This window comes from Pseudomonas sp. NPDC090208 (genome assembly GCF_044746785.1).
In the GTDB taxonomy this organism is placed as follows: Bacteria; Pseudomonadota; Gammaproteobacteria; order Pseudomonadales; family Pseudomonadaceae; genus Aquipseudomonas.
The window spans coordinates 124356-140974 of sequence record NZ_JBIVCU010000005.1 but is presented as its reverse complement, the minus strand read 5'-3'; the positions used below and the strand labels follow the sequence as shown (position 1 = coordinate 140974).

At 63.0% G+C, this 16619-nt stretch carries 11 protein-coding genes and 2 pseudogenes; 11 read left to right on the top strand and 2 right to left on the bottom strand.

Annotation, left to right across the window (positions count from 1 at the left end; all coding sequences use genetic code 11):
- A complete protein-coding gene (locus tag ACIPL0_RS11040; protein ID WP_400596676.1) occupies positions 1-927 on the top strand; it encodes a Gfo/Idh/MocA family protein in 927 nt (308 codons plus the stop codon).
- Between the two features lie 429 nt (positions 928-1356).
- Here ACIPL0_RS11040 and ACIPL0_RS11035 read toward each other — a convergent pair whose 3' ends face one another.
- On the bottom strand, positions 1357-3102 hold the full coding sequence (locus tag ACIPL0_RS11035; protein WP_400596675.1) for an OPT family oligopeptide transporter: 1746 nt from the start codon (positions 3100-3102) through the stop codon (positions 1357-1359).
- Positions 3103-3326: 224 nt separating this feature from the next.
- On the opposite strand from ACIPL0_RS11035, the gene ACIPL0_RS11030 reads away from it, so the two are divergent.
- From ACIPL0_RS11030 to ACIPL0_RS10985, 10 genes and pseudogenes are all read left to right on the top strand, one after another.
- Positions 3327-4211, top strand: a complete 885-nt coding sequence (locus ACIPL0_RS11030) for an amidohydrolase family protein (RefSeq protein ID WP_400596674.1) — start codon at positions 3327-3329, stop codon at positions 4209-4211.
- On the top strand, positions 4211-4531 hold the full coding sequence (rhaM, locus tag ACIPL0_RS11025; protein WP_400596673.1) for an L-rhamnose mutarotase: 321 nt from the start codon (positions 4211-4213) through the stop codon (positions 4529-4531). Before ACIPL0_RS11030 ends, rhaM begins: the two co-directional genes overlap by 1 nt.
- A gap of 40 nt (positions 4532-4571) precedes the next feature.
- On the top strand, positions 4572-5630 hold the full coding sequence (rhaT, locus tag ACIPL0_RS11020; protein WP_400596672.1) for an L-rhamnose/proton symporter RhaT: 1059 nt from the start codon (positions 4572-4574) through the stop codon (positions 5628-5630).
- A 132-nt stretch (positions 5631-5762) separates the two neighbouring features.
- Positions 5763-6533 (top strand): SDR family NAD(P)-dependent oxidoreductase, encoded by a 771-nt coding sequence (locus tag ACIPL0_RS11015; protein ID WP_400596671.1) that lies wholly within the window; start codon positions 5763-5765, stop codon positions 6531-6533.
- A 292-nt stretch (positions 6534-6825) separates the two neighbouring features.
- The gene (locus ACIPL0_RS11010; RefSeq protein ID WP_400596670.1) at positions 6826-9039 is read left to right on the top strand and encodes a TonB-dependent siderophore receptor; all 2214 of its coding nucleotides are present in this window, start codon (positions 6826-6828) and stop codon (positions 9037-9039) included.
- Positions 9040-9289: 250 nt separating this feature from the next.
- A pseudogene (locus ACIPL0_RS11005) lies at positions 9290-10114 on the top strand (cache domain-containing protein); the annotation flags it as partial.
- Positions 10115-10462: 348 nt separating this feature from the next.
- Positions 10463-10972 (top strand): annotated as a pseudogene (locus ACIPL0_RS11000) (methyl-accepting chemotaxis protein); the annotation flags it as partial.
- A gap of 192 nt (positions 10973-11164) precedes the next feature.
- A complete protein-coding gene (locus ACIPL0_RS10995) occupies positions 11165-11914 on the top strand; it encodes a gluconate 2-dehydrogenase subunit 3 family protein (protein ID WP_400596668.1) in 750 nt (249 codons plus the stop codon).
- Positions 11915-11916: 2 nt separating this feature from the next.
- Positions 11917-13692: a GMC family oxidoreductase gene (locus ACIPL0_RS10990; protein ID WP_400596667.1), complete on the top strand. Its 1776-nt coding sequence runs from the start codon at positions 11917-11919 to the stop codon at positions 13690-13692.
- A 12-nt stretch (positions 13693-13704) separates the two neighbouring features.
- A complete protein-coding gene (locus tag ACIPL0_RS10985; protein ID WP_400596666.1) occupies positions 13705-15063 on the top strand; it encodes a c-type cytochrome in 1359 nt (452 codons plus the stop codon).
- A gap of 299 nt (positions 15064-15362) precedes the next feature.
- Here the strand turns inward: ACIPL0_RS10985 and ACIPL0_RS10980 are convergent, their stop codons facing one another.
- Complete coding sequence (locus ACIPL0_RS10980) at positions 15363-16592, bottom strand: sugar MFS transporter (RefSeq protein ID WP_400596665.1); 1230 nt, start codon at positions 16590-16592, stop codon at positions 15363-15365.
- Between the last annotated feature and the right edge of the window lie 27 nt (positions 16593-16619).

Here is a 16619-nt window from a genome sequence, read left to right as displayed (position 1 = left end):
ATGCATCCGATTCGTTTAGGGCTGGTGGGTTACGGCAAGATCGCGCAGGACCAGCACGTGCCGGCGATCCTCGGCAACCCGCAGTTCGAGCTGGTGGCCGTGGCGACCCTGGGTCAGCACTGCCCTGGCGTGGAGAACTTCAGTTCGCTGGGCGAGTTGCTGGCGAAGGGGCCGCAGGTCGATGCCATTGCCTTCTGCACCCCGCCACAAGGGCGCTTTGCGCTGGTCGAACAGGCGTTGCAGGCCGGCAAGCATGTGCTGGTGGAAAAGCCGCCGTGCTCGACGTTGGGTGAAGCGCTGGCGCTGATCGAGGGTGTCGAACAGGCTGGCGTCAGCGGGCTGTTCGCCTGGCATTCGCGCTTTGCCCCCGGCGTGGCCGTCGCCAAGGACTGGCTGCAGGGCAAGCAGTTGCAACAGGTGCGCATCGAGTGGAAAGAGCAGGTGCGCAAATGGCATCCGGGTCAGGCGTGGATCTGGCAGGCCGGCGGTCTGGGCGTGTTCGATCCGGGCATCAACGCGTTGTCCATCGTCACCGATCTGCTGCCGCAGGCGGTGTTCGTCGAGTCCGCGAAACTGAGCGTGCCGAGCAACTGCCAGTCGCCGATTGCGGCGTCGCTGCAGATGCGTTCGGGCACGCAGGTCGAGGTGCTGGGCGAGCTGGATTTCGACCACAGCGACAACGAGCTGTGGCGCATCGAATTGCACTGCGCGGAAGGCGTGATGCGTCTGGATTCAGGCGGCGCGCTGGTCAGCATCGATGGGGTGAAGCAGAGCGTATCGGAGGAGGGTGAATACCCGGCGATGTATCGGCATTTCGCTGGGCTGATCGCAGGCAAGCGGAGCGATCTGGATCTGCAGCCACTGCGTATCGTCGCTGACAGCTTCTTTGTCGGCAGCAAGGAGACGGTGGCGGAGTTTCATGAGTAAGCGGGACAGATGACCCGTGGGAGGGAGCCCTGCTCGCGAAGGCGTCGGTTCTGTCAATGATGTGTTGACTGATCCACCGCTTTCGCGAGCAGGGCTCCCTCCCACGGGATATGCAGCGTCTTCCTAACTGCGCTCCAACATCACTGCTCGTAGCAGTATTGCCGCAGCGTTTGCGCAAATTCCCGCAAAAGCGGGGTCACCCTCAAAAATGCCCAACCCCCGCCAGCGCGATGGAGAACGAGACAACCAGCATCAGCAGCAGGGTCATGTTGACGGTCATGGGACAAATCCTTGTTTGGGCGATCAATGGCGACATGATCCGGATTTGCCGGGGGGATTTGAACGGCGTTCGGGTGGATGTTGGCTATCGACACAATCAATAGTCGAAAGCGTTGAAATAGCCGACATAAATGTGTCATGCGCGACACATCACAGGTTGCCGGCCATGGCCCAGAACGATGCGCCGACGCCGGTGATGCTTTCTCCCGCGATCAGGCCAGCAGCGACAGTGATAGTGAAGCGCTCGCTCAGCCCCGACCAACGCCGGCTGACGAGCCAGGTCAGCACCGCGCCCAGGCCCATCATCATCGAGGTGGACGCAGGCAGCACGAAGGCCAGCCCCAGTGCCGCCGTGCTCGGCAGCCAGCGCGCCAGCCGTTCCGGCAGCAGGCTGTCCAGCGCACCGATCAGCACGCCGATCACACTGCCCGCCAGAATCGCCCAGCGGATCTCCGGCGACAGCGAGTGCAGGCCGTGGGTCAAGGTCTGCGCCACCGCTTTCCAGGTGGCGACGGCCGGAGCCGGCCATTCTTCGGTGAGCAGCATGTGCTGCGGGTCGGGAACCAGCGCCAGATAGACCAGCACGCCGACCACGCTGCCGATGAAAATCCCCAGGCATTGCGCGACCACCTGTTTTTGCGGAGTGGCACCGATGGCCAGGCCGACCTTGAAATCGTTCATCAGATCGGTGGACTGCCCGGCCGCGCCGCCAGCGGTGTTGGCGCTCATCAGGTTGATCGCGATCTGCCCCGGCGCAATCAGGCCGAAGGTGAGTTGCGACAGTTTGCCGATGGCGCCAATCGGGGCGATGCCGGTGGCGCCGACCACCCGTGCTGCGACCACCGCCAGACAGATCGCCAGTGGAATGCTCAGCACGGCCATCCACAGATCGATGCCGAACAGCGTCGCCTGCAACCCGACCACCAAGACGATGGACAACAGCAGCCCCAGCGCCGGCCCCGGCGAAAAGGGCGCACGGGCCCGTGGACCCTGACGGAGCGAAGGGCGCTTGCGTGCCTGAAACAGCCGTAGCCCTAGCGCTGTCAGCGTCGCGCAGACCATCAGGCTCACCCCCGGCCACAGCAGCCATTCCACCAGCCGGGCAAACTGCGGACCGCTGGCATCCGGCGCCAGCAGCACCCAGCCCTGAGCCACCAACCACGGCGCCAGACCGCCCCAGGCGAGGACTGCGCCGAGCAGCAGGGTCAGGCCGACGCGAATGCCGATGATGCCGCCGAAACCGATCAGCAGCAGCGACGGATCGAGGGTGAAGGTCAGTCGTTCCAGCTGCGTGGTGGGCGCCCAGCGCGGAATGGCCCAGACAAAACCGTCGACCCATTTCAGCAACCCCGACAGCAGCGCGGCGCCGAACAGCACGCGAATCCGCACCACGGCTTCCTGACCATGGCGGTAGATGTGCTGCAGAGTCTCCAGGGTCGCCATGCCCTCGGGAAATTTCAGGCCGTGGTCATTGAGCAGGGTGGGGCGCAAGTACCAGGCGATCCAGATGCCGAGAAAACTCACGGAGAACACCCAGGCCATCATCGGCAGCGGGTCCAGTTGCTGGCCGGTGAGCAGGGTGTAGGCCGGAATCGGCGCGACCAGCCCGCCGGAAATGATCGACGCCGCCGCCGAGGCCACGGTCTGGTTGATGTTGCTCTCGTGCAACGTCCACTCAGGTTGGCGGTTGAAGCGCCGCGCCAGATGGCGCCATACGCCGAAACCCACCAGCAGGGCGATGATCGACATGTTGAACGACCAGCCGATTTTCAGCCCGGCGTAGACGTTGGACGGTGTCAGCAAAATGCCCAGCACGGCGCCGGTGAGCACGGCGCGCCAGCTCAGCTCGCGCTCGATACGGGGGAGGGTGACGGTCGTCGCGGGGAGATGGCCCATCGCAGGTCCTGTGCAGGATGTCATCGGTGCGTCTTGAAGGTGGGAGCCTCGGCGCGGCGGAAGGTTCAGCGCGGCAGGCCTTTTGCCAGAGCCATCGCGGAATGGGCCGCTGATTCGATCAATACCTTGCGGGTATCACTGCTAACCAAAATTCGATTGGTCACGCATCGCTTCAGCTCCTACAGTCCGTCCCCAATAAAAACAATTTGAAATGGATTTTTGGCATGGCAGCTCTTGACCGCTATACCGGCCCGATCATCGACAGCCACATCCACCTGTTCGATGCCGCCCGTGAACAGGGCATTCCCTGGCCCGAAAAAGGCCATCCGCTGCATGGCACCGCGCTGCCGGAACATTATTGGGCGCTGGCCGAGCGCCATGACGTGGTCGGCGCCATCGTCGTCGAAGCCAGCCCCTGGCGGCTGGACAATTTCTGGCTGCTGGCGACCCTGCGCCACCGTCCGCACATGCTCGGCTTTGTCGGCAATCTCTCGCCATTCGATAAAACCTTTCAGGACGACCTGACCCTGCTGGAAGGCGAGCCGCTGTTTCTCGGCCTGCGCTACGGCAACCTGTGGGCGCGCGACCTGCTGGACGATCAGACCCGCCCCGGCTTTATTGATGCCATGCGCCGCCTTGCCGCCAGTGGCCGGACCCTCGACAGCGCCAACCCCGATCCGCAGCTGGTCAAGGGCCTGATCAGGCTCAGCGATGCGGTGCCGACCCTGCGCATCGTTGTCGATCACCTGCCCAGCGCTGCCGTGCCCGAGGGGCAGATGGCCGCGTTTCAACGGGACGTTCTGACCCTGGCCGAGCGGCCCAACGTGTTCGCCAAACTGGCGGAAATTCCGCAACGCGATGACAGCGGCCTGATCACCGATCCGGCGTTCTACCGCGACCGGCTGGCGTATCTGTGGGAAGCGTTTGGCGAGGATCGCTGTTTCTTTGGCAGCGACTGGCCGAACAGCAACACCGTCGCCGATTTCGACAGCACCCTGGCGCTGGTGCGCCAATGCCTGACGGACAAGCCGCTGGCGGTGCAGGAGAAGTTCTTCCTGCACAACGTCGGGCGCGCCTATTCGCTGCCGGTCGGCGCGGGAGTCCGCTGATGCCGGTCCGCGCCTTCCGCATGAATCTGCACCCCGGTCAGGCCGAGGAATACCGCCGCCGTCACGACGAAATCTGGCCCGAGCTTGAACAGGCGTTGCGTGACGCGGGCGTGCGCGATTACCGGATCTTTCTCGATCCGCAGTCGCTGGCGCTGTTCGCGGTGATGACCCACGACGAGGCCCATGGCCTGGACGAGCTGCCGCAGTTGCCGGTGATGCAACGCTGGTGGCAGCACATGCAGGCGATCATGCCCAGCCATGCCGACGCCTCACCGCTCAGCGTCGATCTGCAGCCGGTGTTCAGCCTCAATCGCGACTGATGTTTCTGGATGCACTGACAACAATAAAAGGACTGCAAACGTGGAAATCATTCTGCTGGGCGTGCTGTTGCATTTCATCGGGGGCTCGGCTTCGGGCAGCTTTTACATCCCCTACAAGAAGGTCCGCGGCTGGGCCTGGGAAAGCTACTGGATCACCGGCGGCCTGGCCTCGTGGCTGATCGTGCCGCTGATTGCCGCGCAGCTCACCGTGCCGGGGTATCTGGACATCCTGCGTCAGGCCGACGGCGTGACCCTGTTCTGGACCTACTTTTTCGGCGTGCTCTGGGGCATTGGCGGGCTGACCTTCGGCCTGACCATGCGCTATCTCGGTCTGTCGCTGGGCATGTCGCTGGTCATGGGCCTGACCTCGGCGCTGGGCGCGTTGATGCCGGCGCTGTATCGCGATTTGTTCACCGACGCCAAGGCCGGCACCCTCAGCGAGATGGTCACCAGTTCCAGCGGCAACTGGGTACTGTGGGGCGTCGCGGTGTCGCTGGTCGGCATTGCCCTGTGCGGTCGCGCCGGGGTGCTCAAGGAGCGCGAGGTGTCCGAGGAAACCAAGTTCGCCAGCATCAGCGAATTCTCGCTGGGCAAGGGTGCGCTGGTGGCGGTGATTTCCGGTGTGCTCAGTGCCTGTTTCAGCTACGGCATCACCGCTGGCAGGCCGTTGGCTGAAGCGGCGGTGCAGCACGGCGCCAACAGCCTGTTCCAGAACAACGTGACCTTCATGGTGATCATGTGGGGCGGGCTGACCACCAACGCTATCTGGTGCCTGTGGCTGAACCGGCGCAACCGCAGCTTCGGCGACTACACCAACCGCGCCACGCCACTGCTGCGCAACTACCTGCTGGTGGCCAGCGCCGGGACCCTTTGGTTCCTGCAGTTCTTCTTCTACGGCATGGGCGAAAGCCGCCTGCACAACGACGCCAGTTCGTGGGTGCTGCACATGTCGTTCATCATCATCGTGTCGAATGCGTGGGGCCTGTATTTCCGCGAGTGGCAGGGCACGTCCACCTCCAACCGGGGCGTGCTGGTATCGGGCATCGTGGTGATTCTCGGCGCCATCGGCATGGTCGGTTATGGCAACTATCTGAGTTGATCCTTATCCCTCTCATCGAACGCTACCCCATTGACTGAGGGGCCACTGTGGGAGCGAATTCATTCGCGAAACGGCCCATCGAACGACAGGTGAATGGGTGCGTAGCCCAGCTTATCGAGCAAGGAGTTTCTTATGTTACTGACAGGCAAAACCGTGATCATCACCGGCGCTTCCCGTGGCATCGGCCGCGCAGCAGCGAAGGAATGCGCCCGCCAGGGTGCGCGGGTGGTGATCGGCCACAGCGGCAGCGGGCAGGGGCGTGATGCCGCACACAGCCTGATCGAGGAGATCGCCGCGTTCGACGGCCAGGCCATCGAAGTGGGCAGCGACGCCGCCGACCCGGACACCGGTGACCGGCTGGTGGCCGGGGCGCTGAAGGCGTTCGGCAGCGTCGACGTGTTCGTCAACAATGCCGGCATCTGCCCGTTCCACTCGTTCCTCGACATGCCCCGCGAGGTCTACCTGAAGACCGTCAATACCAACCTCAACGGCGCCTATTTCGCCGTGCAGGCCGCCGCCAACCAGATGAAGAAACAGGGCCGGGGCGGGGCGATCATCGCCGTCAGTTCGATCAGTGCCCTGGTTGGCGGCGGCATGCAGACCCACTACACGCCGACCAAGGCCGGCCTGCATTCGCTGATGCAGTCCTGCGCCATCGCGCTGGGGCCGTACGGCATTCGCTGCAACTCGGTGCTGCCGGGCACCATCGCCACCGACATCAACAAGGAAGACCTGGCCGACGAGGAAAAGCTCGCCTACATGACCTCGCGCACACCACTGGGCCGTCTGGGCGAGCCGGACGACGTGGCCGGACCGATCGTGTTTCTTGCCTCGGACATGGCGAAATACGTGACCGGCGCGTCGTTGCTGGTGGATGGCGGGCTGTTCGTCAATCTGCAGTAGCCGTACAAAACCTGTAGGAGCGTGGCTTGTCCCGCGACCGGCGGGGCACCCGTCGTAAAATCTGTGTACGCGGTCTTTCTGAAACTCCGCGTATATCGGGTTTGCTGCCGGTGCCCGGCAGGTCGCGGGACAAGCCGCGCTCCTACATTTTCTAATCGAGGAAATTTCTTACAAAATTTTCACAATTGATAATGTAAATGCGAATATTTCTTGTTACATTTCCCGCCGCTTTGTTTCGGCGTCGACACATTCGGCGCCTTTGCCTGTTCAGGCGTATAGGGAGGGGGATGGAATGGCTCGCAAGACCAAGATGGAATTCAGGAAGAACACCGTGGCACTTGTCGTCGCCACAGTGGCCTGGCACGGCATGGCAGTGGCTGAAGAGGCACCGGCCAAACCGGCAAAAGGCACGGTGCAACTGCAGAACTCGCTGATCACCGGTGAGGCCATCGCCGGGGCGCAGGACGTCGGCTATCAGGCAAAGAACAGCACGGCCGCCACCAAAACCAGCACACCATTATCGGAAACCCCGCGTTCGGTGTCGGTCGTGACCCGCCAGCGCATGCAGGATCAGGCGTCGCAAACCCTCACCGACATCCTCGGCTACGTGCCGGGCATCTTCGCGCCACCGTTCGCCGTGGGTGACGGTCTGGCGGGCGATCTGTTTTCCATTCGCGGCTACAACGCCACGGATTACGGTTACGGCTTGCTCAAGGACGGCTTGCGCCTGCAAGGCAACCGCTACGACACCACCACCGAGCCGTATGGCCTGGAGCGCACCGAGGTGTTCCGTGGCCCGAGCTCGATCCTGTACGGCGAAAACGCGCCGGGCGGGCTGGTCAATCTGGTCAGCAAACGCCCGACCGAAATCGCCCAGGGCGAAGCGAAGTTCACCTACGGCAGCAACAACCGCCGCCAACTGGCGCTGGACGTCTCCGGGCCGCTGACCGATGACAATCGCATTCTGGGCCGCGTGGTCATGCTCGGTCGTAACGCCGACACCCAGGTCGATTCCGTGCCGGACGACCGCCTTTACATCGCCCCGTCGATGACCTTCAACTTCGACGACGACACCGCGCTGACGCTGCTTTCCAGCTACCAGCGCGACCGCACCAAACTGCTGCTGGGCTATCCGGCGGCCGGCACGTTGCTCAACAACGTCAACGGCAAGATCGGCAAGTCGCAGTTCAACGGCAACCCGAACTGGGATGATTTCGAGCGTGAAACCTGGAGCCTGGGTTACGAGTTCAGCCATCGGTTCAACGACACCTGGCAGTTCCGGCAGAATTCGCGCTACATGGAGTCGCGTCTGGACCGTCACGAAACCTGGCCGAACAACCTGAACAACGGCGGCTTCGGCAGCACGTTGAGCAGCACCGCCTATGATCGCGACAACAAATCCGTCGCCTACTCGGTGGACAACCAGTTCGAAGGCCATTTCACCTCCGGCGCTCTGGACAACACGGTATTGCTGGGCGCCAGCTACGACCGTACCTCGTTCAACCAGGACTGGAACGCTGGCCTGGGCGGCACCTTCAATGTGTTCAATCCGGTGTTCTCGCCGATCAAGCCGAGCACCACGCAATACGTGCAGAACTCCCAGCTCGACCAGCACATGTACGGCGCCTACGGCCAGTTGCAGAGCAAATACAACAACTGGATTTTCCTGCTCGGTGGCCGTCAGGACTGGGTCCACAGCGAATACCGCAACCGCGCCAGCGCCGCCCGGCCCGGCAGTGCAGCGGTGCCGGCCACCGATCTGGACGGCTGGGATCACCGCTTCAGCTGGCAGACCGGCTTGATGTACCAGTTCGAAAACGGCATCTCGCCTTACATCAGCTATTCGACCGCGTTCACGCCGGTGCAACAGTCTTCGCAGCCGAACGGCGACCTGCTCGACCCGATTCTCAGCCACCAGTACGAAGCCGGTGTGAAGTTCGAGCCTCAAGGCTGGAACACCACCTTCAGCGCGGCGGTCTTCCAGCTGACCAAGACCCACGACGTGATCTCCGGCGCCAACGGCTTCAGCCGTCAGGTGGGCGAGAGCGAATCCAAGGGTGTCGAGCTTGAGGTCAACAGCGACGTGAGCAAAAACCTCAGCCTGCTGGCGTCGTACACCTACACCGATGCCCGCGTGACCAAGGACAGCCCTGGTTCGCTGTTTGAGGATCACCAGTTGACCGGCATTCCGCGCAATCAGGCTTCGGGCTGGGCCACCTATCGTTTCCTCGACGGCCCGCTGAGCGGTTTGCGCCTGGGCGGTGGCATCCGCTACTTCGACAACACCTTCGCGTACACCGCGCCGACCCTGTACGGCAAGTTGACCACCGGCGATGTGACACTGGTCGACGCGCTGGTCGGCTACGACATCGACAAGCACTGGTCGGTGGACGTGAACGCGAAAAACCTGTTCGACAAGGAATATGTCAGCGGCTGCAACAACGCCGGTCGTTGCTATTGGGGTGAAGAGCGCACCGTGCTGGGCACTGTCGCGTTCCGTTGGTAACCCCGGAACAACTGCAACATCACTTCCTGTAGCAGTCCGGCTTGTCGGCGTCGGCGATCGCAATGACGCTGGCAAGTCATGCTGCTACAGGGTGCTCACCACAAACCCCCGCCCACCTCTGATTCGCCATTTTTTTCGCTAGCTGAACCGTTTAGTTAAAAAATTGACGTCAAAAAGCCATCAAAATATTTCAAGATGTATGATCACCGGCCGATAGGAAAAAACCACACGACCAGGAGGTGATCTGTACATGAAGCTTACTGTGAAGAGCAAATTGCTCTGTCTTGCCATCGTTCCCGCGCTGTTGTTCGCCCTGATTCTCAGTGGCGTGGCGTCGTGGATGTTGCAGCGCAGCGCCAGTCAGGAAATGAAGGAAACCCGTGAGCAACTGGTGGAGCGCAACCGCCAGGTGCTGAAGAATTACGTGGACGTGGCGCTGACCACGATCAAGCCGCTGCACGATGCGTCGGCCCGCGGCGACATGGCTGCGCGCGACAAGGCGCTGGAGTTGCTCAAGCCGGTGAAGTTCGGCGATGACGGCTACTTCTTCGGCTACGACAGCAAGGGCGTGCGGGTTTTCCGCGGCGACAGCCCGGCCGGTGTCGGCAAGAGTTTTTGGGACACCCGCGATCCCGACGGCTCCTACCACTACCAGACTTTTGTCGAGGTCGCGAAGAACGGCAAACACTACATCGACTACGCCGCGCCCAAGCCCGGTGACGAAGCGGTGCAGGTGCCCAAGCTCGGCTACACCGTGTACCTGGACAAATGGGACATGGTGCTGGGCAGCGCGATCAACATGGACGACATCGACGCGGCCATGGTGCTGGAACAGGAAGCCGTGACCAGCCGCACCCGCAGCATCCTGGTCAGCGTGTTCATCGTCACCCTGGTCCTGCTGTTGGTCACCGCCGCCGCCGGTATCTGGACCGCCAACGGCATCGTGCGTCCGCTGCGTGTGCTCAAGACCAACCTGGACGACATCGCTGCCGGCGACGGCGACCTGACTCACCGTCTGGTGGTGACCAGCCGCGACGAACTGGGTGATCTGGCGGCCTCGTTCAACATGTTCGTCGACAAGATCCATGGCATGGTCCGGCAGATCGCGCAGATGACCACGGACCTCGCCGGTCTGGTCGAGCAGGCCACCCAGCAGACCCTGCGTTCCGAGCAGGCCATGCAGCGTCAGCGTGAAGAGACCGATCAGGTCGCCACGGCGATCCACGAGATGTCCGCTGCGGCCCAGGAAGTCGCCCTCAGCGCGCAACGTGCTGCCGAAGCCGCCTCCGAAACCGATCAGCAAGGCCAGGCGGCCCGCAAGGTGGTGGGCACCAGCATCACCGGCATGAGTTCGCTGGTCGACGATATCCGCCTGAGCGGCACCAGCCTCGACAGCCTGCAGCAGGACGTGCGCTCCATCGTGTCGGTGCTGGATGTGATCCGCTCCATCGCCGAACAGACCAACCTGCTGGCGCTCAACGCTGCCATCGAAGCTGCGCGGGCCGGGGAAGCCGGTCGCGGGTTTGCCGTGGTCGCCGACGAAGTCCGCGCGCTGGCCAGCCGTACGCAACAGAGCACCCAGGAAATTCAGGGCATGATCACCCGCCTGGAAACCGGCACCCATGCCTCGGTCGCGGCCATGCGTCGTTCTACCGAAGCGGGCGAGGGCGCCAACCAGCAGACCAACGAAGTGGGTGTGTCGCTGGACTCCATCTCCGGCCTGATCGGCACCATCAACGCGATGAACGCGCAGATCGCCAGCGCTGCCGAAGAGCAGACCTCGGTGGCCGAAGAGATCAACCGCAGCGTGCACCAGATCGCCGGCGCCGTGGAAAACCTTGCCGACGAAACCGAACAGAGCGCACGAACCATGCGTGACGTGTCGGCCCTGGGCGGCAACCTCAGCGCACTGGTGCGCCAGTTCAAGATCTGATGAACCGTTTGACCCGGCAGCAGCGGTAGTCCCGCGCGGCATTAGCTGTTTTAGTAACGCCCGAATGCTTAGCTAGGTAACGATTAGCAGGCAATCGAATTGCCGGAGGCCGCAGCGGTCGCCGGCAATTCATAACGAGAAAACACAAGAAAAACGCAGCACACCCGTGTTCAGTCTCAGGAGTAAAGCAAGATGTTCGATGACGACACTTCATCGGCGCGGCGCGATTTTCTGCGCAAGTCGCTGACGCTTATCCCCGTTGTGACCCTGGCCAGTGCCGGCCTTCCTTCCAGCTCATTCGCCCAGACCCCGGCCAGCGATGCCGCGCCACAGCCCGCATCTGCGCCCGTCGCGACGGCTGGCGATTACAAACCGACCTTCTTCACCCCGGACGAATGGGCGTTTCTGATCGCCGCCTGCGACCGGCTGATTCCGTCCGATCACGTCGGCCCCGGTGCGGTCGAACTCGGCGTACCGGAATTTCTCGATCGGCACATGCAGACCCCATACGCCAACGGCGCGATCTGGTACATGCAGGGGCCGTTTCTGGAAGCCGCGCCCGAGTTCGGTTATCAGGGCCGTCTGAACCTGCGCGAAACCCTGCGCATCGGCATCAAGGCCATGGATGCCAACTGCAAGAAAAATTTCTCCGGCAAGGCCTTCGCCGAGCTGTCCCACGCCCAGCAGGAAGACCTGCTCAAGGCCGCCGAGAGCGGCAAGCTGGCGCTGGACGACATCTCCTCGAAGCTGTTTTTCAGCAACCTGCTCAGCGAAGTGCGCAACGGGTACTTCGCCGATCCGTCCCACGGTGGCAACAAGAACATGGGCGCCTGGAAAATGATCGGATACCCCGGCATGCGCGCCGATTACATGGACTGGGTCACGGTGCGCGACAAGCCGTATCCGTTTCCACCGGTCGATCTGGCCGGACGGAGGGGCTGAACATGGCAAACGCAAAACCGAAAGTGGACGCCGTGATCGTCGGCATGGGTTGGACCGGCGCGATTCTGGCCAAGGAACTGACCGATGCCGGGCTGCACGTCGTGGTGCTGGAGCGCGGCGCCGACCGCGACACGCAGCCTGACTTCGCCTACCCGAAAGTGGTCGACGAACTGGAAGGTTCGGTGCATCGCCGCTACCTGCAAAGCCTGGCTCAGGAAACCGTGACTGCGCGGCACAGCCCCAACGGCACCGCCGTGCCGTACCGGCAGATGGGCTCGTTCAAGCCGGGCACCGGTGTCGGCGGCGCCGGCAGTCACTGGTCCGGCTGCCACTTCCGTGCGCTGCCGGAAGACTTCAAGCTGCGCAGCAACGTCGAACAGCGTTATGGTGCGAAATTCATTCCGTCGGACATGAGCATTCAGGATTTCCCGGTCACCTATGAGGACCTGGAACCGCATTTCGATCACTTCGAATACGTCTGCGGCACCTCGGGCAAGGCCGGCGTGATTCAGGGCGTGAAACAGCCGGGCGGCAACCCGTTCGAGGGCTCGCGCTCGCGGGAATTCCCGCTGGGGCCGAACCCCAATTACCTCGGCGCGGAAATGTTCTACAAGGGCGCCCGGGAAATGGGCTGGGACCCGTATCCGATCCCGGCGGCCAACGCTTCGGGCCCGTACGTCAATCCCTACGGTTGCCAGATGGGCCCGTGCAACGCCTGCGGTTTCTGCAGCGACTACGGCTGCCTGAACTACTCCAAGGCCAGCCCCAACATCAGCATTCTGCCGGTACTGCGCCAGCGCAAGAACTTCGAGCTGCGCACCCATGCCCAGGTGCTCAAGGTCAACCTGGACAGCGACGGCAAGAAAGCCACCGGCGTGACCTACCTCGACGCGCAAGGGCGCGAGGTCGAGCAGCAGGCCGATCTGGTGCTGCTCTGCGCGTTCTCGCTGTACAACGTGCACTTGATGCTGCTGTCGGGCATCGGAAAACCGTACGACCCGCAGACCGGCGAAGGCACGGTTGGCCGCAACTATTCCTACCAGAACCTCAACCGCGTGGTGCTGTTCTTCAACAAGGATGTGCAGGCCAACCAATTCATCGGTATCGGCGGCGCCGGCACCACCATGGACAACCTCAACGGCAACCAGCTGGACAATGGCCAGGCCGGTTTCGTCGGCGGCGGCATCATTTGGGCACGCCAGCCGGGTGCCGGCCCGATCCGAGGCATCAACGTGCCACCGGGCACACCGAACTGGGGCACCGCCTGGAAGCAGGCCGCCAGCGATGCGTTCCGTCACTCGTTCTATTTCGAAGTGCAGGGCGCCTGCATGTCCTACAAGCAGCATTACCTGAGCCTCGACCCGACCTACAAGGACGGCTTCGGTCGGCCTCTGCTGCGCATGACCTTCGACTGGCATGACAACGAGGTCAAGGCCTCGCAGTTCCTGGTGGGCAAGGCGCTGGAGATGTCGAAGATCCTCAACCCGACAGCCATGGCCGGTGACGCCAAGAAGCCGGGCGAGCACTACAACATCACCAAGTACCAGAGCACCCACACCTGCGGCGGCGCGATCATGGGCAGCGATCCGAAGACCTCGGCGCTGAACCGTTATCTGCAATCGTGGGACGTGCACAACGTGTTCGCCATCGGCGCCAACGCCTTCCCGCAGAACAACGGCTACAACCCGACCGGCATGGTCGGCGCGCTGGCGTACTGGTCGGCCAAGGCGATTCGCGAACAGTACCTGAAGAACCCCGGCCCGCTGGTTCAGGCATAAGGAGAGACGACCATGAAAAAGTGTCTGCTGAGTCTGATCGCCCTGGCCGTGCTGGCGCTGGTTGCGCTGTTGGCGTTCGCCCTGTGGCCGACCTCGACACCGCCGCTCAAGGCCGTGGCGAGCATCGACCAGGCGCTGATCGACAAGGGCCGTTACCTGGCCGATGCCGGTGACTGCACCGCCTGCCACACCACCCAGGGCGGCAAGCCGTTCGCCGGTGGCCTGCCGATCGCCTCGCCGGTCGGCACGCTGTACAGCACCAACATCACCCCCGACAAGGACAGCGGGATCGGCAACTACTCGCTGGACGAGTTCGACCGTGCGGTGCGCCACGGCATCGCCGCCAATGGCGACAGCCTGTATCCGGCCATGCCATACCCGGCCTATGCCCGTGTCAGCGATGACGACATGCGTGCGCTGTATGCGTACTTCATGCAGGGTGTCGAACCGGTCAAGGCAGCCAACCGCACCAACGACGTGCCATGGCCGATGTCGATGCGCTGGCCGCTGGCGATCTGGCGCAAGGTGTTCGCGCCGGCACCGCAAACGGTCGCGTTCGACGCCGGGCGCTATCAGGATCCGCAGGTCGCCCGGGGCGCTTATCTGGTGCAGGGGCTCGGTCATTGCGGCAGCTGCCACACACCGCGCGCGCTGACCCTGCAGGAAAAGGCGCTGGACGAATCCGGTGATGCCTACCTGTCCGGCGGCCCGGTGATCGACGGCTGGCTGGCGGTCAACCTGCGCGGCAATCCGGCCGATGGCCTGGGCAACTGGACCACCGACGACATCGTCGCCACCCTGCGTAGCGCTCGCAGTGCCACCCACGCGGTACTCGGCGGTGCCATGGGCGATGTGGTGGTGCACAGCACCCAGCACCTCGATGACGCTGACCTGCAAGCGGTGGCTGCGTACCTGAAAACCCTGCCGCCGAACGAGCATCAAGTGTCGACCTTCAAGGCAGACCCGGCCACGGCAAAAGCGTTGCAGGCAGGGCAGGAGGGCAGTCGCGGCGCCGAGCTGTACGTCGACAACTGCGCAGCCTGTCACCGCACCGATGGTCAGGGCTACGCCCGGGTGTTTCCGAAAATCGCCGGTAACTCCTCGGTGCTGTCGGAAGACCCGGTGTCGATGATTCGTCTGGTCCTGGCCGGCAGCAAACTTCCGGCCACCGCCACCGCACCGTCGGAACTGGGCATGCCCGGCTTCGCCTGGCGCCTGTCGGATGCCGAAGTGGCGCAACTGCTGACCTTCATCCGCAGCAGCTGGGGCAACCAGGCGCCGGCGGTGAACACCGAACAGGTCACGAAACTGCGCGCGACTTTGCCGAAGGAACCGCCTGCGGTGAATCGGGCGGACATCGCCAAGCCATAACCGCCGCTTGAGGTAGGAGCGAGCTTGCTCGCGATGACAGAGTGTCAGTCAGCATATGCAAACCTGACACGACGCCTTCGCGAGCAGAGCTCCCTCCCACAGGTTTGGTGTTGATCGCAAGCCGGATGTCCAACCCCGATCAACGTAGGAGCGAGCTTGCTCGCGATGGCGTGGTGTCAGTCAGCACATGCAAACCTGACACGACGCCTTCGCGAGCAGGGCTCCGTCCCACGGGTTTGATGTTGATCGAAAACCGGGTGTCCAACCCCGAGCAACGTAGGAGCGTCAGGGGTATTGCATCACGCCTTGGCGTTCAACCCGCTCTTCCCATAAAACGCCACGATCACGAAGCATCCCAGCGGCAGCAGGTAGGCCAGGGCGGTGGAGCTGTGGTCGGCGACCAGGCCCATGAAGTACGGCATCAGTGCGCCGCCGACGATGGCCATGATCAGGAACGAGCTGCCGCGCTTGGTGTGCGGGCCGAGGTTTTTCACGCCCATGGCGAAGATGGTCGGGAACATGATCGACATGAAGAAAAACACCGCCATCAAGGCCACCACCGATACGCTTTGCACGCCGCTGACCACCACTGCGCACAGCGCGACGTTGATCCAGGCGTAGACCATCAGCAGGCGCTGGGCGGGAATGCGGCCCATCAGCCAGGTGCTGAAGAAACGTCCGCACATGAAGCAGATCATCGCCACCGACAGCAGGTAGGCGGCGGTCTGGCTGGTCATGCTCGCCCAGTGTTCGGTGACGTAGTTGATGAAGAATGCGCCGACACCCACCTGTGCCGCCACATAGAAGAACTGGGTAATCACGCCGCCCACGAATTCGCGGTGCTGCCACAGTGTCTTGCTGTCGCTGCGCTGGATCTGCGTTTCCTGGTCGCGCAGGTCGGGCATCGGTGTACGGGCGAACAGCGCGGCGACCAGCAGTACGATCACGGCAATCACCACATAGGTGGTCTGCAACGAGCTGTTGTCGCTCTCGCCATTGCTGCCGGCGAAGAACAGAGCACCGCCGAGCAGCGGGCCGACGAACTGACCAAGGCCGTTGAACGATTGCGCCAGATTGAGACGACGTTCGGCGCCTTTCGGATCTCCGAGCACGGTGGCATAAGGGTTGGCCGCGGTTTCCAGGCAGCCCAGGCCGAGGGCGATCACGAACAGCGCAAAGAGGAAAAACGGAAAGCTCGCTGCGCTGGCCGCTGGCATGAACAGCAGCGCGCCGGCTGCGTACAGGCACAGCCCCAGCAGAATCCCGGCCTTGTAGCCAAAACGGTCCATGATCAGCCCGGCGGGCAGGGCAATGATGAAGTAGGCGCCGAAATACGCCGCCTGCAGCAGGCCAGACTGCGCCTTGCTGACGTGCAGGGTTTCCTGGAAGTGCTTGTTCAATACGTCGAGCAGCCCGTAGGACAGGCCCCAGAGAAAGAACAGGCTGGTGACCAGCATCAGCGCCATGCGCACCGACGGTTCGGCGTGTCGGTAGACCTGGGCGGGGGCTTTGGTGTCTTTGATCAACATAACGCTCTCCTTTTGTTTTTGTTGACG